At 71.7% G+C, this 22766-nt stretch carries 22 protein-coding genes; 5 read left to right on the top strand and 17 right to left on the bottom strand.

Translation table 11 applies throughout. The features are described 5' to 3' along the window. Window positions 1-244: 244 nt before the first annotated feature. The 5 genes from ftsY to ACGFNU_RS09430 all read right to left on the bottom strand — a co-directional run bounded on the left by ftsY (window position 245) and on the right by ACGFNU_RS09430 (window position 5615). Window positions 245-1414, bottom strand: a complete 1170-nt coding sequence (gene ftsY, locus ACGFNU_RS09450) for a signal recognition particle-docking protein FtsY (protein ID WP_392591765.1) — start codon at window positions 1412-1414, stop codon at window positions 245-247. A gap of 313 nt (window positions 1415-1727) precedes the next feature. After that, window positions 1728-2756, bottom strand: coding sequence for a DivIVA domain-containing protein (locus tag ACGFNU_RS09445; RefSeq protein ID WP_392591763.1), 1029 nt, complete (start codon window positions 2754-2756; stop codon window positions 1728-1730). Window positions 2757-2760: 4 nt separating this feature from the next. Further along, window positions 2761-3969 carry a globin domain-containing protein gene (locus tag ACGFNU_RS09440; RefSeq protein WP_392591761.1) on the bottom strand — a complete coding sequence of 403 codons (1209 nt, stop codon included), beginning with the start codon at window positions 3967-3969 and terminating at the stop codon, window positions 2761-2763. Between the two features lie 211 nt (window positions 3970-4180). Continuing rightward, complete coding sequence (locus tag ACGFNU_RS09435; protein ID WP_392591759.1) at window positions 4181-4585, bottom strand: globin domain-containing protein; 405 nt, start codon at window positions 4583-4585, stop codon at window positions 4181-4183. 202 nt (window positions 4586-4787) lie between these two features. Beyond that, window positions 4788-5615: a glycoside hydrolase family 16 protein gene (locus tag ACGFNU_RS09430; protein WP_392591757.1), complete on the bottom strand. Its 828-nt coding sequence runs from the start codon at window positions 5613-5615 to the stop codon at window positions 4788-4790. Window positions 5616-6168: 553 nt separating this feature from the next. On the opposite strand from ACGFNU_RS09430, the gene ACGFNU_RS09425 reads away from it, so the two are divergent. Beyond that, window positions 6169-6684 (top strand): hypothetical protein, encoded by a 516-nt coding sequence (locus ACGFNU_RS09425; protein WP_392591755.1) that lies wholly within the window; start codon window positions 6169-6171, stop codon window positions 6682-6684. A gap of 48 nt (window positions 6685-6732) precedes the next feature. Here the strand turns inward: ACGFNU_RS09425 and ACGFNU_RS09420 are convergent, their stop codons facing one another. The 3 genes from ACGFNU_RS09420 to ACGFNU_RS09410 all read right to left on the bottom strand — a co-directional run bounded on the left by ACGFNU_RS09420 (window position 6733) and on the right by ACGFNU_RS09410 (window position 9868). Then, window positions 6733-7653 carry a glycoside hydrolase family 16 protein gene (locus ACGFNU_RS09420; RefSeq protein WP_392591753.1) on the bottom strand — a complete coding sequence of 307 codons (921 nt, stop codon included), beginning with the start codon at window positions 7651-7653 and terminating at the stop codon, window positions 6733-6735. A 170-nt stretch (window positions 7654-7823) separates the two neighbouring features. Continuing rightward, window positions 7824-8462 carry a response regulator gene (locus ACGFNU_RS09415; RefSeq protein ID WP_392591751.1) on the bottom strand — a complete coding sequence of 213 codons (639 nt, stop codon included), beginning with the start codon at window positions 8460-8462 and terminating at the stop codon, window positions 7824-7826. Window positions 8463-8620: 158 nt separating this feature from the next. After that, complete coding sequence (locus tag ACGFNU_RS09410; protein WP_392591750.1) at window positions 8621-9868, bottom strand: sensor histidine kinase; 1248 nt, start codon at window positions 9866-9868, stop codon at window positions 8621-8623. 103 nt (window positions 9869-9971) lie between these two features. Between ACGFNU_RS09410 and ACGFNU_RS09405 the strand changes: the two genes are divergently transcribed. From ACGFNU_RS09405 to ACGFNU_RS09390, 4 genes are all read left to right on the top strand, one after another. After that, the gene (locus tag ACGFNU_RS09405) at window positions 9972-11591 is read left to right on the top strand and encodes a hypothetical protein (RefSeq protein WP_392591748.1); all 1620 of its coding nucleotides are present in this window, start codon (window positions 9972-9974) and stop codon (window positions 11589-11591) included. Then, the gene (locus ACGFNU_RS09400) at window positions 11588-12115 is read left to right on the top strand and encodes a hypothetical protein (protein WP_392591747.1); all 528 of its coding nucleotides are present in this window, start codon (window positions 11588-11590) and stop codon (window positions 12113-12115) included. Before ACGFNU_RS09405 ends, ACGFNU_RS09400 begins: the two co-directional genes overlap by 4 nt. A gap of 94 nt (window positions 12116-12209) precedes the next feature. Further along, entirely contained in the window at window positions 12210-13322 is a 1113-nt protein-coding gene (locus ACGFNU_RS09395; RefSeq protein WP_392591746.1) for a hypothetical protein, read from the top strand. 48 nt (window positions 13323-13370) lie between these two features. Continuing rightward, complete coding sequence (locus ACGFNU_RS09390) at window positions 13371-14060, top strand: hypothetical protein (protein WP_392591744.1); 690 nt, start codon at window positions 13371-13373, stop codon at window positions 14058-14060. 21 nt (window positions 14061-14081) lie between these two features. Here the strand turns inward: ACGFNU_RS09390 and smc are convergent, their stop codons facing one another. From smc to coaD, 9 genes are all read right to left on the bottom strand, one after another. Next, complete coding sequence (gene smc, locus ACGFNU_RS09385; RefSeq protein WP_392591742.1) at window positions 14082-17750, bottom strand: chromosome segregation protein SMC; 3669 nt, start codon at window positions 17748-17750, stop codon at window positions 14082-14084. 708 nt (window positions 17751-18458) lie between these two features. After that, entirely contained in the window at window positions 18459-18656 is a 198-nt protein-coding gene (locus ACGFNU_RS09380; protein ID WP_151571373.1) for a hypothetical protein, read from the bottom strand. Between the two features lie 178 nt (window positions 18657-18834). After that, window positions 18835-19128, bottom strand: coding sequence for an acylphosphatase (locus ACGFNU_RS09375; protein WP_392591740.1), 294 nt, complete (start codon window positions 19126-19128; stop codon window positions 18835-18837). Between the two features lie 8 nt (window positions 19129-19136). Next, window positions 19137-20036: a bifunctional DNA-formamidopyrimidine glycosylase/DNA-(apurinic or apyrimidinic site) lyase gene (gene mutM, locus ACGFNU_RS09370; protein WP_392591738.1), complete on the bottom strand. Its 900-nt coding sequence runs from the start codon at window positions 20034-20036 to the stop codon at window positions 19137-19139. Further along, the gene (locus ACGFNU_RS09365; protein WP_392591737.1) at window positions 20029-20229 is read right to left on the bottom strand and encodes a DUF1737 domain-containing protein; all 201 of its coding nucleotides are present in this window, start codon (window positions 20227-20229) and stop codon (window positions 20029-20031) included. The genes mutM and ACGFNU_RS09365 overlap by 8 nt, the downstream gene beginning before the upstream one ends. Window positions 20230-20291: 62 nt before the next feature. After that, window positions 20292-21047 (bottom strand): ribonuclease III, encoded by a 756-nt coding sequence (rnc, locus tag ACGFNU_RS09360; protein WP_392593466.1) that lies wholly within the window; start codon window positions 21045-21047, stop codon window positions 20292-20294. 328 nt (window positions 21048-21375) lie between these two features. Beyond that, window positions 21376-21555, bottom strand: coding sequence for a 50S ribosomal protein L32 (gene rpmF, locus ACGFNU_RS09355; RefSeq protein ID WP_392591735.1), 180 nt, complete (start codon window positions 21553-21555; stop codon window positions 21376-21378). Between the two features lie 3 nt (window positions 21556-21558). Continuing rightward, a complete protein-coding gene (locus tag ACGFNU_RS09350; protein WP_392591734.1) occupies window positions 21559-22143 on the bottom strand; it encodes a YceD family protein in 585 nt (194 codons plus the stop codon). 87 nt (window positions 22144-22230) lie between these two features. Further along, the gene (coaD, locus tag ACGFNU_RS09345; RefSeq protein WP_392591732.1) at window positions 22231-22710 is read right to left on the bottom strand and encodes a pantetheine-phosphate adenylyltransferase; all 480 of its coding nucleotides are present in this window, start codon (window positions 22708-22710) and stop codon (window positions 22231-22233) included. Window positions 22711-22766 lie beyond the last annotated feature (56 nt).

The following is a 22766-nucleotide window of genomic DNA, read 5'->3' as shown; positions in this document are numbered from 1 at the left end:
CGAAGAGAACCCTCCTCGGCACGGAACGTTGGGTTGCTCCAGAGATTCGAGGCTGGCGGTTTCGCCTGGAGGGCTCTCGTGTTTCGACGGTGTGAAACCCCGCCGCGACATGTTTCGAGGGTGTTTCTAAGAGCTCACTTTGTTGCTTTCAAGATAGTGAGAGTTCCCAATATCGGGGATTAAGTTGCCCGTGGTTCTCGTGGGACGCGAAGGGACGGCGGCGTGGCGCCGCGCCACCACGATGTCACTCGCCGAGGATGGCGTCGACGAAGGCCTCGGGCTCGAAGGGGGCCAGGTCGTCGGGCCCCTCGCCCAGGCCCACGAGCTTGACCGGGACGCCGAGCTCGCGCTGCACCTGGACGACGATGCCGCCCTTGGCGGTGCCGTCGAGCTTGGTGAGCACGATGCCGGTGACGTTGACGACCTCGGCGAAGACGCGGGCCTGCTGCATGCCGTTCTGCCCGGTCGTGGCGTCCAGGACGAGCAGGATCTCGTCTACCTCGCTCTGTTTCTCGATGACGCGCTTGACCTTGCCGAGCTCGTCCATCAGCCCGGTCTTGGTGTGCAGCCGCCCGGCGGTGTCGACGATCACGGTGTCGACCTTGCTGTCGATGCCCTGCTTGACCGCGTCGAACGCCACGCTGGCGGGGTCGGCGCCCTCTTCCTTGCGGACGACCTGGGCGCCGACGCGGGCGCCCCAGGTCTGCAGCTGGTCGGCCGCGGCGGCGCGGAAGGTGTCGGCCGCGCCCATGAGCACCGTGCGGCCGTCGCCGACGAGCACCCGGCCGAGCTTGCCGCAGGTGGTGGTCTTGCCGGTGCCGTTGACCCCGACGACCATGATCACGGCGGGCTTGTTGCCGTGCCGCTCGGCGCGCAGCGACCGGTCGAGGTCGGGGCCGATCTGCTTGACCAGCTCGTCCTTGAGGAGCCCGCGCACCTCGTCCGGGGTGCGGGTGCCGAGCACCTGGACCTTGGTCCGCAGGTCCTCGGTGACCTGCCGGGCCACGGCGACGCCGATGTCGGCGCCGATCAGGGTGTCCTCGATCTCGTCCCACGCGTCGTCGTCGAGCGTGTCGCGCGACAGCAGGCCGAGCAGGGTCTTGCCGAACGTGGACTGCGAGCGCGCCAGCCGGGCCCGCAGGCGGACGAGCCGTCCCGCGGACGGCGGCGGCCGCTCGATCTCGACCGCGGGCGGCGCGGCGGGCGCCTTCTCGGCCGGTGGGGCGCGCTCGGCGGGCGGCGCGGCCCCCTCCGCCTCATCGACGGCGGTGGAGCCGCCCGGCAGGACGTCGGCGGGGCGCTCCGCGGGTTCCACGGGCCGGCGGGGCTTGCGGCGGCCGGGCCGCAAGAACATGACGCCGCCCACGATGAGGGCGAGTACGGCCAGCCCGGCGATGAGGATCAGATAGTCCATAGCGCCCCCAGTTTTCCAGACCACCGCCCATGCGCCGAACAGGGTCCGGTGTCAGCCGGTCGCGCCCATGCCGTCCGTGAACGCCAGATCATCCTTACCCCTCGGCGAACGCCGCGAACTCCACCGACTCCACGAACGCCACTGGCCTCACCGGCTCAACGGCTTCAGCAAGGCTGCGGCTTCGGCGAGCCCACGCTTCCGCAAGTCCGCAGGCTGACTTCGACGAGCCCGCAGAGCAGCGTAGGTGAGCCCGCTGCTTCGGCGGGCCCACGGCTTCGGCATGCCCGCAGGAGTTTCGGCGGGCCCGCGGGCATCACCGTTGTGGCTGGTCGGTGGTCGCGACGGGCAGGGCCGAGCGCTCGGACGTCTCCCACTCGTCCACGTTCTTGAGGAGGGCCTCCAGGTAGGACCGCAGGTGGGTGCGGTACACGTCGCTGTAGGTCCGCAGGTAGGCGATCTCCCTTTCCATGGCCTGGCGCTCGTCCGCCGGCAGCGCGGGCGGGCCGGGGTGCGCGCCGCCCGGCACCGGCTCGACCGCCCTGGCGGGGGCCACGATCGGGGCGGAACGGGCCGCCTGCTCGGCGACCTCGGCGGCGCGCTGGTGCGCCTCCTCCAGCATCAGCTCGGCGCGTCCCCGCGCGTCGGACAGGATCGCCTCGCGGTGCAGCCGGGCCTCGTGGGCGAGTTCCCGGGTGTACCGCTCGGCGTCCGCCACGTACAGGTCCGCGGTCTGCTGCGCGTGCGACAGGATCCGCACGGCCTGGAAATGCGCCTCCTCGTGCGCCATTCCGCCGCGCCCGTCCGACCCGGCGGACCCCAGCCGGTCGCGCAGCTCGGCGATCTCCTCCGCCAGCGCCGACTTCTCGTTGCCGAGCTGGGCCAGCTCGTACTCGACGCGGTCGAGGAACGACCGGACGTGGTCCTCGTCCAGGCCGCGGCGCCCGAGGGACGCGCGCGCGAACGTGACCGCCCGCACCTCCCCGGGCGTCAGCCGGTCCCGGCCGAGCATCCCGAAGCCGCCCGGGCTCCCCGGCGCGGGCAGGCCGCCCTGCGCGGGCGCGATGCCTTGCGCGGGCACAACGCCCTGCCCAGGCACACCGGCCTGAGCGGGCGAACCGGACTGGGCGGGCGGCCCGGCCTGGCCGGGCTGGTTCTCCGCGGCCGGGACGACCGGATAGGAAGGCTGCTGCCCCAGCACCTGGCCAGGAGAATGCCCCGGTGGCTGGGACGATTCGGGCGTGGCCCAGGCGGGCACGGGCGGGCCGGATTCCGGCCGGGCGGAGTCGAAGGCCGGAGAGCCCGCCGGGTCGCCGAACGGGTCCGGAAGATTCGGAGTGTTCAACGGTTCACCTCTGCGAATCGACGAAGGTCTCATGCCGGACGCGGGCCGGATCGGTGCCCAGGCGCGTCAGCCGTTCCACCGTGCTCATGACCATCGCGGCGGGCCCGCACACGTAGGCGTCGTGCTGCGCCCACGAGCCTCGGCGGGCGAGGACGTCCGGGAGCGCGCCGTACTCGACGTCGCCGTCCTCCGAGCGCGAGCCGGACAGCGGCACCTGGACGAGCGAGCCGTTGGGCCCGGGCCGGACGTCCATGGAGAAGAACGAGCCGGCCGCCGGCGGTGTCTCGTCGGAGACGGCCGGCACGACGGTCAGCCAGGGCAGTTCGGCCGCCCGCTTGCGCAGGTCTTCGAGGTCGTAGAGGGCGTCCCGGGTGCGCGCGCCGAAGAAGAGCTGTACCGGCGGCGGGACGGGACGTCGCGCGAGCTGCTCCAGGATCGCCTTGAGCGGGGCGAGCCCCGTGCTCCCGGCGACGAGCAGCACCTGGCGGTGCGACGACTCGTCCAGCACGAGCGTGCCGATCGGCGCGCCCATCCGGATCCGGTCGCCGGCCTGCAGCGTCCGCACCAGGACGGGGCTGACCGCGCCGCCGTCGACCAGCCGCACGTGGAAGTCGACGGTGTTGTCGGGCCGCGGCGCGTTGGCCATCGAGTAGAACCGCCACTGGCGCAGCCGCGCCGGGAGTTCGACGGCGACCGACTGGCCGGGCAGGTAGGGCAGGGGACGGTCGGGCTCCACCCGGATGACCGCCAGGTCGAACCGGCGCCGCTCCACCGCGGTCACCCGGCCCTCCCACCACGGCGGGCTGTTCAGGGAGTCCTCGTCGGCGGCCTCCTGCATGACCTGGGCGACCACGCCGTAGGCGGCGCCCCAGTCCTGCTCCAGTTCCGGCGTCCAGTCGGCGCCGGAGAAGTATTTGAGGGTGCGGACGAGGCTGGCGCCGACATGCGGGTAGTGCTCCGCCAGGATCCCGAATTTGCGGTGGTCACGGCCCAGTTGCTGGAGGAACGGCACGAGCTGGTCGAGATCGTCGACCTGCGAGACGATTCGCCCGAGCGCGCGCAGCAGTTTGTCGCGCTGCCCGCTCATCCCGACCGGGAACATGTCCCTGAGGTGGGGATTGCGCACGAACAGGTCGGAATAGAAGAACAGGGCGACCGCGTCACCCTGCTGCGCGACCTGCGCGAAGTTGTCCTTCAACCGCTGAGCGTCCACGCCTTCGTCTTCCGGTAGCGGCCATGATCAAGAGGGGACCCTACCGAGCGATGTGTACAAATATGGACTTTCAACGCAAATGCGTCTGGTGTCACAGCAGTCACAGAAATCGCATGAGCGTGCATTCGCGCACGCCAGCGCGCCCGCCGTCACCTGGATGAGCGGCGGCGGGCCGGGGCTCACGACGGAAAAATTAATGAAACGGCTCGCCTCAGACCGGCTCGGCGGCGGCCTCCGCCATCACCTGGGCGACGAGGCCGTAGGCGGCGGCCCAGTCCTCCTCCAGCTCGTCGTTCCACGCCGAGCCGCTGAAGTAGGCCAGCGTGGCGAGCAGGCTCGCGCCGACGACCGGGTAGTGGTCGCTGACGACGCCGAAGCCCGCGTGCCGGCGGCCGAGGTCCTGGACGAACGGCACGAGGGCCGGCGCGTCGTCCACGAGGGACACGATGTGCGAGAGCGCGGCGAGCAGCTTCTCGTTCTGCTTGGCCATCGCGGCGGGGAACATCGGCCGCAGCGCGGGCTCACGCTCGAAGAGGTCGGAGTAGAAGTACGCGGCGACGTCCTCGCCGTTCTTGCCGACGAGCGCGAAGTTGTCCTTGAGCCGCTGCGGATCCATGCGCATCCTCCCAAACCGCCGGCTGTGCCGGGCCTGTGCCCGGCATCGGGGGGCCAGACGGCGGCCGGTCCACATGAGTAGTGGATCGGTGGATCTTGCACAAGGGCCCTCCCGGCGGGTCGCCGGCAAAGATCCGCGGCCGGAGAAGATCTCCAGGGCGTCGCCGGCGGCGCCCGCGACGCCTCACGGCACCGGCGGCGCCTCAGGGCACCCGGTACATCCGGATCCAGTCGACCTCCAGCGTCGCCGCCGTGCGCCGGTCGATGCCGCCGGCCGTCCGCCGGGTGTCCTCGGGGAACCAGTCGAGCTGGATCGTCTGCCCCATCGGCCCGGGCGGCAGCGCCTTGCGATCCGCCGTCGAGAACCACCGGCGGCCGTCGATGAACCCGCTCATGCTCCGGGGCGTCCATTCGACGGCGAACGTGTGCCAGCGCGTCAGATCGGCGCGCACCCGCCCCGCGATCCTCCGCTCGCCGTCCTCGGGGCCGTAGTGCAGGAAGAACCCCGTGCTCCGCCGCCGCCCGTCGTCGAGGGTCTCCATGTAGTCGATCTCGCCGCCGCCGCCCTTGGGCGCGACTCCCCCGCCGCCGCCGACCGGCCACAGCAGCAGGACGGGGTGGTAGCAGGCGCAGCTCCGCGACGACCTGACCCGGGCCTCCCAGCGCCCGAACTTCCGCGTCCCCCGCCGCCAGGCGATCCCGCCGGTCGTGCCGTCCGGCGACCCGGTGATGGTGAGCACCCCGTCGCGCACGGACACCGCCTTGGGACTGCGACGTCCCTTACCGGCATGGCCCGCTCCGTCATAGACCAGCCACCCGCGCGGGTCGAGGGTCGTGCCCGCGAACTCGTCGGCCGCGACGGGCGCGCCCCATCCGAACTTCGCGGCGGCGCTCGGCACCGGCCCTCGTTCCGGCGGGGCCGTGACCTCCGCCTCCCGAGGCTTCGGCACGTCGGAGTCCTGCACGGCCGCCGCTCCCACGGCCAGCACGCACACCCCGACGACGCCGAACCTGGCAATCCCGTTCAACACCGAACCGCCCCCTTGATCTCACGCTACTCACCCGCTTTTACGGACTCCAGGAACGCGGACATTTTTCAACGACAAATGACCGGCCGTTTCCGGACCGGGACGAGGCCGTTGCCGGCCGCCTCGCGTCGGCCGCCGCCCAGCGAACGGCCAGGCCATGCCAGACGTTCGACGGCGCATGCAGAGCCGGTCGAGCCTGGTGTGACGGTCGAGTCTGATGCGGCCAAGCGGCAACCGGCATTCCGGGAAACGTTCCTATGAATTGCCTGCAACGGTCACCCGAATTCTTCATCCGGCGCCACCGGACTCTACTGATAAGTGATCTTGTCGCATAGGGCCCTAGGACCCAGGCGCCCCGCCTCCCGGACCCCAAGACTCGCCGCCGCCCGCAGTTATTCGACCCGCCTGACTCCCGCACGGAAAGTCGTCAAGTTTCCGCCCCGAAGCCTCTGTTAAGAGGACGGACTTGTCGATATGATCACAAATTGCCCCCCGACCCGAGGGGCTCGACCGTCGAATGCGCCCATCGGCTCGTTCCAGCTCAGAAAGGCGTGCTATGGCTCATCGGTCAGCGGTTCAACTGGGCGGCCTGCTGCTCGCCGGACTGTTCGCCTCGGCGGCCTGCGGCGGGACGGACGGGGCCGGCGACGGCAAGGTCTTCACCGCTCCCTCGTCCCGGCCACCGGCGACGTCAGCGGCGGATGCCAAGCCGACGCCGGGCGCCGAACGGAGCCTCGCCGGAGCGCGTGCCGCATTGCAGACATTCCTGCGCGGGCAGGCCGCCGGCGACATGTCGGTCTGCCGATACATCGGCGCCGGCAGCGAATTCCTCAAAGGGCCCGCACTCCGCGGCGACTGCCGCAAGGGCGTGAAGTTCAGCCCCCATTTCCTGCGCCCGTTCGAGCGCGAGGCATTGGCCACCGTCACCGTTTCGGGCGGCAAGCTCTCGGGCGACCAGGCCACCATCCCGTTCGCCGGACTCAAATGGGAACAAGGCAACCTGACGGTTTCGTCGATACAGAGCAAGTTCGTCTTGCGCTGGCAGAACGACCTCTGGCAGATCGTCCGCTAGACAGGCTTCGCCCCCCGGAGTCGGGCCTCCGGGGGGCGAAGATCTGTGTCACGGCCGGTACAACCTGATCCAGTCGACCTCCAGCGTCGCCGGGAACCAGCGCTTGACGCCGCGTGCCGTCCGCGGGCGCAGGTTCGCGAAGTAGTCGAGCTGGATCGACTGGCCCATCGCGCGCGGCGGCAGCGCCTGCCGCTTGTTCGTGTAGAACCACACCTTGCCGTCGATGTAGCCGGTGATGCTGCGCGAGTTCCACTGGATCGCGAACGTGTGCCACTTCGTGAGGTCGGTCTTCACCCGGCGCGCGATCGTCGTCGGCTGCTGGCCCTTGCCGTAGTGGAGGTAGAACGAGGTCCCCTTGCGCATGCCGTCGTCGCCGTAGGTCTCCATCCAGTCGACCTCGCCGCCGCCGTCCCACGGCTTGCCGGTGGCCGGCCACAGCAGCAGGTTGGCGTTGTAGCAGGCGCACGCGCGGTTGAGCTTGACGCGCGCCTCCCAGCGGCCGTACTTGCGGGCCCCGCGGCGCCAGCCGACCGCGCCGGTGGTCCGGTTCTGCCGCCCGGTGATCTTCATGACGCCCTTGCCCACGGTGATCGCGCGCGGGGTACGGATGCCGTGCTCGCTGCGGGGGTCGTTCTCCGGCGACCAGTCACGCAGGTTGAGCCTCTTGCCGGTGAACTCGTCCCGGGCGATCGGCTTCCCCCACTTGTACCGCTTCGCCGCCGTCGGGTAGCCCGCGGCCGCGGCGGCGTCGCCACCGGCCGGGTCCGGCTCGCCCGGCGCGATGCCGCGCTTGCCGGAGTCCGGCATATCTGGAATCGGCACGCCGGTCGCCCGGTCGCCCGCGGCGCTCACGGTCGACACCCTGCCGCTCGGTGATCCTTCGTCCAGCAAGGTGGCGGAAACCGAGGTCGCGACGGCGACCGCGGTCGTCGCGAGAATGGCCGCCCGATGACGACGAGTGAATTGCATGGACAACCTCCGAGCGCGGGGGGATTATGGCGACCCGTCCAATCGGGGGCCATAGAAAAGACGATTATCAGGGGGTTTTCAGGGATGAACGTACCGAGCCGGGCGGCAGGGCCCCTAGGGCCCTAGGGCCCTAAGGCGCGCGATGGGGGACCTCAACTCGAAACCGCCGGTCAGCCGCCTGGCGGCATCCCGAGCCAGGTCACGATGGCCGTGGCGCGGTTCGGCGCGCCAAGCTTGGCATATATGCGGTTGATGTAGTTCTTGACGGTCTTCTCCGTCAGAAATAGTTTGGCCGCGATGTCAGAGTTCGCATGTCCCTGAATGATGAGGTCCATGACTTCGATTTCGCGGGCGGAAAGGCCGAAACGCGCCCTGTGAGCCGCCGGGTCGGCCGGTGGCGGGGCGGCCTGGCCCGCCCGGGTGGCCTCGATCAGGGCGGCGGACGCGACCTGTGAGAGGGGGTGGGCCCGGTGCAGCACGGTCTCGCGGATGGCTGCGGTGAGCTCCTCGATCGTGAACGTGTTGTGCACGAGGTAGCCGACGGCGCCCTTGCGCACCGCCGTGAGCACCACGTCGGGGTCCTCCACCTGGGTGAGCATGATCACCCGGCTGAGCGTGCTCAGCACCTCGACGGCGTCCACCCCGTCCACGTGCGGCATCCGCACGTCGAGCAGCGTCACGTCCGGGAGCAGGCGCCGGGCCGTCTCGATGGCCTGGCCGCCGTCGCCGGCCTCGCCGACCACCTCGATGTCGTCGCTGGTCTCGAGCGCCATGACGAGCCCGGAACGGATGAACTGGTTGTCGTCCACGACCAGCACGCGATACCGCCCGCCCGCTCCACCAGTGCCCGCTCCACCAGGACCTGGGCCACCGGGTTCCGTTCCGCCGGGAACCGGCCCGCCGGGACCTGGTCCACCGGGGCCCGATGCTTCGTGGCCGGATCCTCCGGGGAACGCAGGGTGGCCGTTCATCGATCCCTCCTCCTCGTCAGCGCGGCGCGCCCGCCGGCCGCGTCCTCCCCCGCGAAGCGGATCGTGACCCCGGTGCCGGTCCCCGGCATCGAGTCCACGATCAGCTCGCCCCCGGCCCGCCGGGCCCGCTCGTGCATGCCGAGGAGGCCGTAGTGGCCGGCACCGCTGAGCGCGTCCAGCCAGCCCTCGCCGCCCGGCCGTACCGGCAGGCCGTGGCCGTCGTCGCGCACGCAGATCTCCAGCCAGTCCCGGTCCCCGGCCACGCTGATCTCGACGCTGGACGCCCCCGCGTGCCTGCCCACGTTCTCCAGCGCCTCCTTGACGATCGCCAATGTCTCGTGCCGGGCGCTCAGCGGCAGGTCGATGCCGTCCTGGACGCGCGTGCGCACCGGGACTCCGGCGGACCGTTCCCACTCGGCGGCGATCTCGTCGATCGCGACGCCCAACGGGTGTTGCACCGCGTCCTCGCGCAGCTCGGAGATGAGCTCCCGCGCCTGCCGCGCGGCGACCTGCGCGGCGGCGGCGATGCGCTGCGCCTCCACTTCGGCGCGGTCGGGCGACTTGCGGATCCAGGCGGGCAGCCCCGTCGACGCCAGCGCGATCCCCGACAGGGTGCCGGTCAGCGAGTCGTGCATCTCCCGGGCCAGCCGGGAACGTTCCGCCGCGGCGAGCGCCTGCGCGTCCGACCGCCAGCGCGCCTCCTCGGCGGCGGCCTGCTCGTGGAAGAGCCGCCGCAGCACGCCGCCGACCAGGGCGCCGACGGCGTAGAACGAGGGCATCGCCAGCAGCAGCGTGAGGCCGACGGCCTTCCGCTCCTCCCAGCTCTGGCTGAGCGCGACGTAGTAGAGCACCGTCTGCTGGGTGCACAGCAGGAGCACGGCCGGCCACCGGTACAGGAGCCCCGCGAGGCCCGCGGCGACCACCGTGACCAGGAAGTACGGTCCGATGATCCCGCCGACCGCGAGCACGGCGTACCCGATGAGCACGTCGAAGGCGAGCAGCGCCGGCTGGTCGAACAGCCGCGGTACGAGCCGTTCCCAGCCCATCAGCGCCACGCCCGAGACCAGCGCGGCCGCCGCCAGGACCCACAGCTCCCTGAAGTCGGCCCGGGCCTTGGGATCGATCAGCACGGTGATGCCCACGACGAGGACCCGCACCTGCATGAGCAGGACGAAGGTCAGGCCGATCCGGGTCTCGAGGGAGCTCCGCATCGTCCCGCCGGGCAACCCCGCGTCGCCGACCATCCCAGGATCCCTCTCACAACGCGGCACCGAACAAGAAAAGCCGTGATCTCACCTAACCGCCGCACAGCGAACCATAGCCACATTTGACCCGGAGGTCGCTACGATGCCCGCGAAAACAGGCGTTCCCGACGGCGTTCGGCGAACCGTGCCGCAACCGGAGGGGGCCCGCACCCCCGCCGAATTCGTCACGTTGATGCGCAAGCTCCAGCTATGGTCCGGCCTTTCCACGGCGGAGCTGGAGGCCCGGCTCCGCGACCCCGGCGGCGTTCTCGTCCCCGGTGGGCTGCCGGCCCTGCTGTCCGGTGATCTGCTTCCCCGCGAGGAGACGCTCGCGGCGTTCCTCGTCGCCTGCGGTTGCGTCCCCGAGGTCCGCGCGCGGTGGCTGGAGGCCCATGCCCGCCTGGCCGCCGTGCGCTCGGCACCCCCGCCCGCGGACGGCGAGGCCGATGACGTCCGTGTTGCGGGCCGGCCGTTCAAGGCGCCCAGAGCCGGAACGAACACACGCCCCATGCTGGCCGGGGCTCCCATAGCCCAACCACTGCAAACAGGGCCACAACCTGTCCAGGAACAATTGCAGCCCGAACGGGAGTACCCGCCGTCAGCGCATGAGCACACTCAACATGCGCAGGACTTTCAGCGGCCAGGGCAGGATCTCACCCGGCACGTGAGGGAGTTTCCCCTCCCAACGCTAAAGCCGCCCCAGTCCACGCAACCGGCGCAAGCCACGCAGCCCGCGCGGGCCGTGCAGACCGTGCAGGGCCCGCAGGTCGCGCAAGCAACGCAGCATGTGCAGGCCGTGCAGCCTCCGCCGCCAGTGCAGGGCACGCAGCCTCCGCAGCTCGCGCCCGACGGCGAGGAGGACGACCGGCGTGGGGCCGCCGGCGGGCGTCGCCGCGGTCGCTCCGAGGGGGCGCGGCGTTCGGGCGGCGAACGGCGCCTCGGCCGGGAGCCCCGGGCCGCGGGACGGCATCGTTCGACCGGCGAACTGCCCGTGGTGGACGCGATCCCCGAACCGGCGCAGGCCCCCGAGGCGGCGCCGGGACGGGCGGGACGCCACCGGGCCACCGGCGACTTCCCGGTGGTGGCGGGACGGCGCCGGGGCCACATCTCGCCGCAGGCCGCGACGGTGTCGCTCATCACCGCCGCCGCGGTGGTGTTCGCGCTGGTCAACACCGTGAAGGACGGGGGAAGGGAAGCCGGCCAGGCGGCCCGGACCGAGCGGACGACGGCCGCCCTGCCCCCCAAGGACGGGCGCTACTCGCTCAGTCCGGTGACCGGGGAGCCCAACGTCAACTGCCTGGCGATCATGAATGACGACGCGGCGCGGCCGACGTTGTCGCAGCATGTCTGCGACCTCGACGACACGACCGAGAAGTTCTGGCTGGAGTCCCAGCGCAAGGGCGGCCATGTGCTGAAGGGCCGGGCGTCCGAGGACGAGGCGAAGCCCAGGTGCGTCACGCTCGACTCGGGCAGGGACGGGGCGCGCCTGCATCTCATGCCGTGCGTGCCGGGCGAGCCGCGGCAGCAGTTCACGTTCCGCCCGATCGGCCCGCCACCGGTGAACGGCACGGCGATCTTCCAGATGCTGCCGGTCTCGACGCACGCGAACGGGATGTGCGTGGGCGTCGACCCCGTCCGGCCCGGTACCGTCCACGCCGTGCACACCTCATGTTTCCGGGCGGGCGTCCAGGGCTTCACCTTCACCCCCGCGAGGGGTGCGTGAACCGGCTGCTGACCCTCGGCGCCGGTGGCGGGCTCCTGTGCGTCGCGCTCCTGGCCGCCTTCGCCGCGACGGGCGACGAGACACCGCGCACGCCGAGCTCATCCGAAACGACCGAGTTCTCCCAGCCCCGATTCACCAGGCCGCCCCTGTTCGACCCCGGCACCTCGCCCGACTCGACCGGCATCGAGGGGGCCCGGGCGGCCTTGCAGGCGGTCCTGCGCGGGCACGCGCACGGCGACGTGTCGGCCTGCCGCTACGTGGACCCGCGCGGGCCGTTCGCCATGAGCAAGAACGGGCCGCTGCGCGGCAAGTGCACGAAGGGCATGCGGGACGGGCCCCACGATCTGCGGCCGCGGGAGCGCCAGGGCCTCTGGGAGATCAAGGTGACGGGCGGCAGGCTCACGAGTCCGACGGAGGCCGTCATCCCCTCCACCGGCCTGCAGTACGACAGCGGGATCTTCATCTCGCCGCAGCCGACCTTCACCCTGCGCCGGTTCGAGGGGCGGTGGAAAGTCGTGAAGTAACCCTGTGTCCCCCCTACGGGGGACAATAGTTACATTCGCCCCAAGGGTCGCTACGATGCCACCACTGGCACTCGCTGATCTTTAGGGGAAGAGAGTGACCGCGAGCATCGTGGCTCCACAACCCGGCGAGGTGGGCACCCCCGCCGAGTTCCTCTCTCACATGCGGCGCCTCCACGCACGGTCAGGGCTGTCGCTCCCCGAGCTGGAGGCGAGGCTCCTCGCGGTCGGCGTCCTCGTCCCGGGCGGTCTCGGCGGTCTCCTTGGCGGCGAGGTGCTCCCCCGGCCCGAGCTCGTGGCGGCCTTCGTGACCGCCTGCGGGTGCACGGACGAGACGCGCGAGCTCTGGCTCCGCGCCCACGACCACGTCAAGAACGAGCCCGCCGGCGCACCACCCGGCACGGTCGAGCATGAAGCCCAGCCCGAACGCGCCGGTTCAACCGAACGCGCGGGCTCAACGGCACGCGTGAACGCGATCGAACGCGCGGAGCCGTCCGGCACCCACCCGCGCCTTCCCGTCCACACCGGACACCGCGGGCGCCGCCGCACCGTCCGGGACTCCGGCGGCCGCCGCACGGTCTCGCTCCTCGTCGCCGCGCCGGCCCTGATCACGATCGCGGTCGTCGCGGTCTCCCTCTACACGGCGGCCGACAACGACGGCGAGCGGAAGGGCGGGACGACGCCGGCCGCCGACGCGCCCAAGGTCCCGCCGCCGCCGGACGGCTGGTACGCGGCCAACCCGATCGTCACGGCACGGTCGGAGATGGACGACTGCCTGTCGATCCTCCCCGACGACTCGTACGAGCCGAGGGTGGGCCAGGATCGCTGCGCGCCGGAGGATCCGCTCCAGCGCCTGCGGCTGGAGCCGCTGGGCGGCGGGGCCGTCGCCATCAAGGCGTTCAACGCGTGGGACAAGATCTGGTGCGCGACGCTCGCCGCGCGCGAGCCCGGCGCCCGCGTGCTGCTGCGTCCCTGCGTCGCCGGCGACCAGCGGCAGAGCTGGGTGCTCACGGGCACCGGCGCGACCGCGCACGGGCGCCAGATCTACCGGCTGCAGGCGTCGTCCACGCGGCAGAACGGGATGTGCGTCGGCGTCAAGGTCGATCACCCCGCCACGGCGCACACCCTCCACACCAACTGCGGCCAGGCCGGCGTGCTCGGTTACATCTTCACCCCGGTCACGGCCCCGACCAGCAGCAGCAACGGCTGACCCCGCACTCGCACCCGCCAATGACCCGCCCCGCCAAAGATTGCACCGATGCCCGGTAAACGACGCGCCCACCCCCGTCCTGGAAAGGAGCGCGGCCGGCGCTCCCTCTCGCTGCTGGTCGCCGCTCCCGCCCTGTTCACCATCGTCGTGATCACCGTGTCGCTGGTCGCCGCCGCCAACCGGGGGCCCGGGCACCGCACGCCCGCCGCTCCGGCGAGCCCGTCCCCCACGGCGACCCCGCCTCCTGACGGCTGGTACACGCTCGCGCCGGTCACCGGCACGCCGAACAAGGACTGCGTCGCCGTCCTCCAGGACAACCAGGGCGACCCGACGCTGTCGCGGCATCCGTGCGACGCCGAGGACAGGCTGCAGCGCATCTGGCTCCAGTCGGTCGCGGTGCGGACCTACCTGCTCAAGGTCCAGACGAGCCCCACGGCCTTCTGGTGCACCACGCTCGACTCCCCCGAGGACGGCGCCCGCCTGCACGTGAAGCCCTGCGACAAGAACCAGGCACGCCAGCGGTTCTACCTCGAACAGGTTCCCGGGGAGCGGACAGCCTCCTCGCCCGTCTTCCGGTTGTCGCCCGCCGCGACCCGGTCGAAGGGACTGTGCGTCAGCATCGACGCCACGGCCGGCCGGAGCTCGCAGAGCACGCGTCACGCGCTGAACACCGCCTGCGCACGCGCGGCGGTGCGGGGCTACACGTTCACCCCGACGCTGGCACCGCGCAACAACTGAGCGCGCGAAGGAAGGCCGCGGTCAGACGGTCTCGTGCTCCCGCAGCCGCTGGCTCACGACCTGCGTGACGCCGTCGCCGCGCATGCTGACGCCGTACAGCGCGTCGGCGCCCTCCATCGTGCGCTTCTGGTGGGTGATGATGATCAGCTGGGACGACTCGCGCAGCTCCTCGAACACCGTCAGCAGCCGCTGCGTGTTGGTGTCGTCGAGCGCCGCCTCGACCTCGTCGAGGACGTAGAACGGCGACGGCCGCGCCTTGAAGACCGCGACCAGGAACGCGATGGCGACCAGCGAGCGCTCGCCGCCCGACAGCAGCGACAGCCGCTTGACCTTCTTGCCCGGTGGCCGCGCCGAGACCTCGACGCCGGTGGCGAGCATGTCGTCGGGCTCGGTGAGCGAGAGACTGCCCTCGCCGCCCGGGAACAGCCGCGCGAAGATCCGTTCGAACTCCCGCGCGGTGTCGTCGTAGGCGGCGGCGAACACCTGCTGGACCCGGTCGTCGACCTCCTTGACCACGGTCAGCAGGTCGCGCCGCGTCTTCTTGAGATCTTCCAGTTGCGAGGTCAGGAACGCGTGCCGCTCTTCCAGCGCCGCGAACTCCTCCAGCGCCAGCGGGTTGATCTTGCCGAGCTGGGTGAGCTGGCGTTCGGCGGCCCGGGCTCGCTTCTCCTGCTCGGCCCGCCGGTACGGGACGGGCTGTGCGTCCTCGGCTGCCTCCGGGCCTGGCGGCACCGGCACGTTCGGCCCGTACTCGGTCACCAGCGCCTCGACCTCCAGCCCGAACTCCTCCAGCGCGCGCTGTTCGAGCTGCTCCAGCCGCAGCCGCTGCTCGGCCCGCGCGACCTCGCTGCCGTGCACCACGTTGACGAGGCGTTCGAGGGTGCCCGACAGCTCGCGTACCTGCGTCCGCACGACCTTGAGCTCGGCGTCGCGCGCGGCCCGCGCCCGCTCGGCCGCCTCGCGCTGGGTGACCGCCGCGGCGAGCGACAGTTCGATGCGGTCGAGCGCGGTGCGTGAGCCCTTGTGCACGGCCTCGGCGATCTTGGCCTGGCGTTCGCGCCGCGCCCGCCGCCGGGCCGCGCGGGCGCGCTCCTCGCGCTCCCTGCGCGCGCCGCGTTCGAGGGAGTCGGCGCGCCCGGCGATGGCCTGGACCCGCTCCTCGGCGGTGCGCACCGTCAGCCGGGCCTCCATCTCGACGGCGCGCAGGTTGCGGCACCGCTCGTCGAGCTCGTCCCGCATGTCGGTCTCGTTGCCCACGTCGTCGGCGACCTCGGCGGCCTCCTCCGACTCGGCGAGCCGGACGGCCAGCTCCTCCGCCGCCTGGACGTCGCGTTCGAGCGACTCGCCCGCCGCGTCGAGCGCCTTGGTGAGCCGTTCGACCTCGCCGCGCGCGGCCCGCACGCCCGCCTCCAGCCGTGCCGCGTGCTTGGCCTCCTGGGCGGCCCTCGCGTCGAACTCGCGCAGCCTGCCGCGCACCCGGTCGAGCTCGGACTGGGCCTGGTTGACGCCGGACTGCGCCTGGTTGACGGCGGCCTGCGCGGCGTCCAGCGCGGTCTGCGCCGTCTGCTCGGTCTCCATCGCCCCGGCCAGCTCGGCCGCGCCGCGCCCGGCGCCGGTCTCGGCTGCGGCGAGGTCCTGGGTGGCCTGGTCGAGCGTCGCCCGCATCCGCAGCAGGCTCTGCCCGCCGCCCGCGGCGCCGCCCAGCGCCCAGTGCGCGCCGAACAGGTCGCCGTCCCGCGTCACGGCCCGCAGCCGGGGCTCGCGCCGGACGAGCGCGCCCGCCGCCGCCAGGTCGTCCACGACCGCGACATCGCCCAGCAGATGCTCCAGCGCGGGCTGGACGGCGTCGGGGACGGTCACGGCGTCGATCGCGTAGTCGACGTCCGGGACGCGGGACGCCGAGCCGGCGGCGCCTCCGCCCACCAGCAGGCCCGCACGTCCGGCATCACGGGCCCGCAGCAACGCCAGCGCGGCCTCGGCGGTGTCGACCGATCCGACCGCGATGGCCTCGGCGGCGTTGCCCAGGGCGGCCGCGACGGCCGTCTCATAGCCGGGCCGTACGGTCAGCAGCGAGGCGACCGTGCCCAGCACGCCCTCCAGCGAGCCGTCGGCGCCCGCCGACAGCAGGGCCTCTCCCCCGTCGGCGGCGCTGGCGAGGGTCAAGTTGAGCGCTTCGATGCGCGCCTGCAGAGCGGCGACGCTCTTCTGCGCGGCCTGGTCGGCGGTACGGGCGGCGCCGACCGCCGCGCGCGCCGCCTTCAGCTCCTGGCGCGGCCCCTCGACGCCCGCGCGGGCGGCCTCGACCGCCTCCTTCGCGACGGCGAGCCGCTCCTGCGCGACCTCGTGCTCGGCGGCGAGCTCCGGGTCTTCGACGACCTCGGCCTCGTACGCCTCGAACTCGGCCTGCGCGGCGCCGGCACGCTGCTCGGCCTCGGTCCGGGCCTCGGCGAGACGCCCGATCTCCGACTCGCCCGCCTGGACCTTGCTGCGCAGCGCGTCCACCCGGCCGCGCAGCCGGGCCAGCTCTTCACGGCGGTCGGCGGCCGCCCGGGCGGCCGACTGCAGGCGGCGTTCCTCCCGGATGAGCGCGTCCTCGGCGACGGACCGTTCCTCGACCGCCCCGGCGAGCCCCTCCTGGGCCTCCTCCAGCGCGGCGCGGAGCATCTCCTCCTGCTCGCGGACGGCGACCGCCTCGCGCTCCATCTCCTCGGGATCGCGGCCGCGCCGGTCGTCCTCGCGCGCCTCGGCGGCGTTGCGATGCCGTTCGGCGGCCAGGTCGGCGACACCGCGGAGCCGTTCCTTCAGTGCCGACAGCTGGAACCAGGTGTCTTGCACCTGCGCCAGCTTGGGCGCCTCGGCGGCCGCCTCGGCCTCCAGCCCGGCCTCGCGCTCCTGCGCCCCGGCCAGGGCCCGCTCGGTCTCGGTGCGGCGCTCGCGGATGGCCGCCTCGTCCGCGGCCTCCTGGTCGAGCCTGGTCGTCAGCGTCGTCAGGTCGTCGGCCAGCAGCCGCAGCCGCGCGTCGCGCAGATCGGCCTGGATGACGGCCGCCCGCCGGGCGATCTCGGCCTGCTTGCCGAGCGGCTTGAGCTGCCTGCGCAGCTCGCCGGTGAGGTCCTGGACGCGGGTGAGGTTGGCCTGCATCGCGTCGAGCTTGCGGAGCGCCTTCTCCTTGCGCTTGCGGTGCTTGAGCACGCCCGCGGCCTCTTCGATGACGGCCCGCCGCCCCTCGGGCCCCGAGTGCAGCACGCGGTCGAGCTGGCCCTGCCCGATGATGACGTGCATCTCGCGGCCGATGCCCGAGTCCGACAGGAGCTCCTGGATGTCGAGCAGCCGGCAGCCGTCGCCGTTGATGGCGTACTCGCTCTGCCCCGACCGGAACATCAGCCGGCTGATCGTCACCTCGGAGTAGTCGATCGGCAGGGCGCCGTCGGCGTTGTCGATGGTGAGGACGACCTCGGCGCGGCCCAGCGGCGGCCGCGTCGCGGTGCCGGCGAAGATGACGTCCTCCATCTTGCCGCCGCGCAGGGACTTGGCGCCCTGCTCGCCCATGACCCAGGACAGCGCGTCGACGACGTTGGACTTGCCGGATCCGTTGGGCCCGACGACACAGGTGATGCCCGGCTCGAACTTCAGCGTCGTCGAGGACGCGAAGGACTTGAAGCCGCGCAGCGTCAGCGACTTCAAATACATGGCAGGCCCTTCGGATACACGCGCCTATGCCCTCCTCGCAGGGATCACGCAGGGACCGAGGGTGCCCTCGGACCACGGCCTGTTCCTCTTGTGCCCAGGAGGACCGGCCTCCCTGTCGCGCCCTGGTGATACGCCCGGGAGCTTGACGAACGATACCGGCCAGGGCCCTGCGGACCCGGCATCTGCGGCATCCAGGGCCTGGCGGCCGCACGTTCGTTCACTCCCAATGTGCCATGATCTGCCCGGTCGCGCGCAGTGAGCCCTCGAAACGCGCCGCCCTCGCCGGGCATGGACCCGGCGAGGCATGGACCCGGCGGCGGCACATGACGGGCGAGGGACGACGCGGGGACGCCGAAATCGGGGATGCCGAAATCGGGCCGCGCACAACCGGTCCGCCCGTTGCCCCTCGAAGGTAAGGAACCTCTATCTCAGGGGTAGGGAAAACGATCAATGTGGCCTTTTCCGCCTAGTTTGATGGCGAATCGGCGACACGGATCCCACGGCGGAGCGCCCGGCCACGAAGCGTGACAGCGGCGGTGCCGAGCCCACGAAAGGGAGAGATGTGGGGGCCAAGCCCCCACAACGAGAATTCCAGGGGGTCGCAGTTGCGCGCAACGGCGAACACGTCTGGGCAATACGAAGGGCTGGGGACGGGGCTGCAAGCTTCGCTTGCGACCGGGATCCGTCCATCCAGCCCTCAGGCGCAGATCATGTCAGCGCCGGTTCGCGATCCTTTACTCCGAGCGACACGATGTCGTCGTCCGGCGCCGTCGCCAGCGCATCGTTCTCTGCCTGAAGCCGTACGAGCTCGGCCTCCAGATCACGTACGCGCCGCTGAAGGCGCCGCATCTCCGCGACCATCCGGGGGTCGGGACCGCCGACGTGGCCGAGTAGAGCCTTCGCCATGACTAAGGGTCCTCCACGCTGAGTAACCAGCAGGGATCGCGCACTAAGAGCAAATCGAGCTGGTGCGCATATCATCTAGAGTCGCACCGGCCAGTGTCCTGGTCAAGACGGACATCACAGGCCGGTAACAACCTGTCGTCACTAGTTTAGCAGGTACAAAGCGGAAAACCCTACCCGGTCACCTCTCCTGGAAACCAGAGGCTCCGCCGCGCGGCTCGCTCCAGCGTTCGGTGACGCCCGCGACCCGTCCAGGGGTACCGGGACCCCGCAAAAGCTCCAGCAGGCGCTCACAGGACGAACGGGGCCCCTCGGCCACCACTTCGACTCTGCCGTCCCGCAGGTTGGTGGCGCTGCCGACCAGCCCGAGCTCCAGGGCCCGGGCCCGCACCCACCAGCGGAAGCCGACTCCCTGGACCCGGCCGCGGGCCCAGGCGGTCAGCCGCACGCTCTGGTCGTCCTTCTCCGATCGCACGCCGGCCCCTAGTGGCGCGCCCGGCGCGGGCGCGGCTGGCAGGTGGGGCAGCTGAAGGACGACCGGTTCATGAACACGTCGCGCCGGATCGCCGATCCGCACCGGCGGCACGGCTCGTCACGGCGCCCGTAAGCGTCGAGTGACCGTTCGAAGTAACCGCTCTCGCCGTTCACGTCGACGTAGAGGCTGTCGAACGAGGTGCCGCCGACGCCGAGGGCCGCCGACATGACCTCGCGCGCGGCCGTGAGGACGCGGGAGGCCTCGGCGCGCGTGAGGGTCTCGGTCGGCCGCGCCCAGTGCAGCTTGGCCCGCCACAGCGCCTCGTCGGCGTAGATGTTGCCGACCCCGCTGATCAGCGACTGGTCGAGCAGTGCCCGCTTGACACCGGTGCGACGGCGCCGCAGCGCCCGGAAGAACGCCTCGTCGTCGAACACGTCCTCCAGCGGATCGGCGGCGATGTGCTCGATCGGCTCGGGCACCCAGGCGCCGGGCGCGAAGGGGTCGGGGACCAGGTCGGTCATCATGAGGTGACCGAAGGTCCGCTGGTCGACGAACCGCAGATCGTGCCCGCCGTCGGTGAACGCGACCCGGATCCGCAGGTGCTTCTCGCGCTCGCGGCCCGGCTCGCCGACCAGCAGCTGCCCGCTCATGCCGAGGTGCGCCAGCAGCGCCTCCACGGGCTTGTCGTCCGGCTGCCCGGCCTCGGTCAGCGGCAGCCACATGTACTTGCCGCGGCGGCGCGGGGTGACGATCGTGCGTCCGGTCAGCCGGCCCGCGAAGTCGTCGGCGCCCGCCGCGTGCCGCCGGATCGCGCGCGGGTGCAGCACCTCGACCGCGCCGGTCGTCCGGCCGGTGACCCAGCTCTCCAGGCCCCGGCGGACGACCTCGACCTCGGGCAGCTCAGGCATCGGCGGCCTCGCGCGGATCCGGCAGGACGAGGGCCTGGCCGACGATCACCTGCTCGCGGGCGGCGTCGAACCCCATCGTGGGCGAGCCGTGCAGCTCGTACCCCTCGTCGAGGAGCGAGCTGACGCGCTTGCAGAACTCGGCGTCGTCCGGCCCGGTGATCATCCGGTAGCGCAATCGGGAGGTCTCTGACATGGGATCAAGATTAGGGCGTCTCAAGGTCGGCGCCCGCAGGGCGGGTGGCCTTGAGACAGGCCCTATGGGCGGTGGGCGGCGTCGTTCGTGCTGCCTGCCTTGCCCGCCTTGTCGGCGCTGAGGCCGTTGGGGCGCGGGTCGGCGCCGTCCCTGGCGGCCTCCCCGGCCTCGCGGGCCACGACGATCTCACGGATGGCGTTCCAGGCGGCCTCGGCGGCGTGCTGCTCGGCCTCCTTCTTGCTGCGTCCCTCACCCGAGCCGTAGGTGGCGCCGCCCACCCGCACCGAGGCGCGGAAGGTCTTCTGGTGGTCGGGGCCGCTCTCGGCGACGTGGTACTCGGGCACGCCGAGCTCTTCCACCGCCGTCAGCTCCTGCAGCGAGGTCTTCCAGTCGAGCCCGGCGCCGAGCCCGGCGGACCGGGTGATCAGCGCGTCGAACAGCCGGTGCACCAGCGCGGAGGCCTCCGCCAGCCCGCGGTCGAGGTAGACTGCGCCGATCAGCGCCTCCAGCGTGTCGGCGAGGATCGAGGCCTTGTCACGGCCGCCCGTGCCCTCCTCGCCCCGGCCGAGACGGATGTGCGCGCCCACGCCGAGGCCGCGCGCGACGCCCGCGAGGGCGCGCATGTTGACCACCGCGGCGCGCAGCTTGGCCAGCTGGCCCTCGGGAAGGTCGGGGTGGTCGCGGAACAGCGTGTCGGTGACCACCAGCCCGAGCACCGAGTCGCCCAGGAACTCCAGGCGCTCGTTGGTGGGCAGGCCGCCGTTCTCGTAGGCGTAGGAACGGTGGGTCAGCGCGCGTTCGAGCAGCCCGGGGGTCATCTCGACGCCGAGCGCGCGGGTCAGCTCCGCGCGATCCGGCGCGGGGTCGTGGGTCTTGCCGGTCACAGGCCCTCCTCGCAGGGCTCATGCCACTCGGTGTGGTGGCCGCTACGGCGTGTGACGGCGGTGCCGACGCGGAAGCGCGGCACGAGGGAGGGTCCGCGAAGACGAGGTGCGCGCCGGTTGATCATTCCCGGCGTGCACCACGGCCTCGGGCGCCGATCCGGATGCCGGTCGCCACGCCGGCGTCACGCGCCGGATGGTCGGTGGACGCACCTCGAGGGGCCGGCCGCGCCTGCGCGCGGACCCGCCCCCCGAGACTCGAAGATCAAGCCGACGGCGCGACGACCTGCCGCCGGTCGTAGGTGCCGCACGTCGCGCACGCGGTGTGGGGCAGCTTCTGGTCACGGCAGGTCGGGCACTCGACCAGGGTCGGCGCCGCGGTCTTCCACTGCGCACGCCGGTGCCGCGTGTTGCTGCGCGACTTCTTCCGCTTCGGGACGGCCACTGGTCAGCCCTCCTGCTTTCGTTCTCGTGGGTCTGTGATGCCTTGCAATGCCGCCCACCGGGGGTCGACGACGTCATGGTGGTGGTCCGGACCGGCGTCGGCCAGCCGGACCCCGCATTCGGTGCACAGGCCGGGACAGTCGTCCCGGCACAGCGGGGACAGCGGCAGTGCGAGCAGCACCGCGTCCCGGAGCACCGGCTCGAGGTCGATCAGATCGTCCTCGAGGCGGAGCTCGTCGTCGCCGGCGTTCCCGCCGGAGCGGGTGTCAGGATAGACGAAGAGCTCCTGGAAGTCCGCCTCGAAGGTCGAGGCGATCGGGTCGAGGCACCGCGCGCACTCCCCCTCGAGGGGGACCCACGCCGTGCCCGTGACGAGCACGCCCTCCAGCACCGCCTCGAACCGGAGATCCAGTTCGAGCTCGGCGCCCTCGGGCACGCCCACCATCTCGACGCCGAAATTCTCCGGTGCCGGCACGTTCAGGGTCTGCTCGCGGGACGACCCGGGTTGTCTGCTGAGAGCTCGGGTGTCGAGCACGAGCGGAGCGTTGGGGTCGAGGCGAGACAGCGGAGTCCTGCTTTCGTGAGGCATGGCGAATCGCGGCCGTCGGTCGTGGCCGACTCCCCAGGGTACCGAACGCAGGCACCCGGACCCAACTCGTGCCCGTGACCTGCGCTCTCAGTGTTGCTGGAGGCGTTTGACGAGGCCCTCGTGGACGAGCTCGGGGATCAGGCCCGACACGTCCCCGCCGTACTTCACGATCTCCTTCATGAGGCTGGAGGAGAGGTAGGAGTAGAGGGGGTTGGTGGACATGAACATGGTCTCCACGCCCGCCATGCGGTGGTTCATCTGCGCCATCTGCAGCTCGTACTCGTAGTCGCTGACCGCGCGCAGCCCCTTGACGATCATGGGGATGTCGTTCTGCCGGCAGAAGTCCACGAGCAGGCCGTGCCAGCTGTCGATCTTGACGTTGCCGTACTCCCTGGTGACCTCTTCGAGCATCGAGATGCGCTCCTCGATGGTGAAGAGCCCCTGCTTGGTCTTGTTGATCAGCACGGCGACGACCACCTCGTCGAAGAGGCGGGAGGCACGGCTGATGATGTCGAGGTGCCCGTTGGTGACGGGGTCGAACGAGCCCGGACAAACGACACGGCGCACGTGGTGGCTCCATCCGTTGCGAGACTACCGAAGCGGAGGTCTGGCCTTCTGTGCAG

It is taken from the genome of Spirillospora sp. NPDC048911, assembly GCF_043198015.1.
In the GTDB taxonomy this organism is placed as follows: domain Bacteria; phylum Actinomycetota; class Actinomycetes; order Streptosporangiales; family Streptosporangiaceae; genus Spirillospora.
This window is presented reverse-complemented; position numbering and strand designations above follow the sequence as displayed.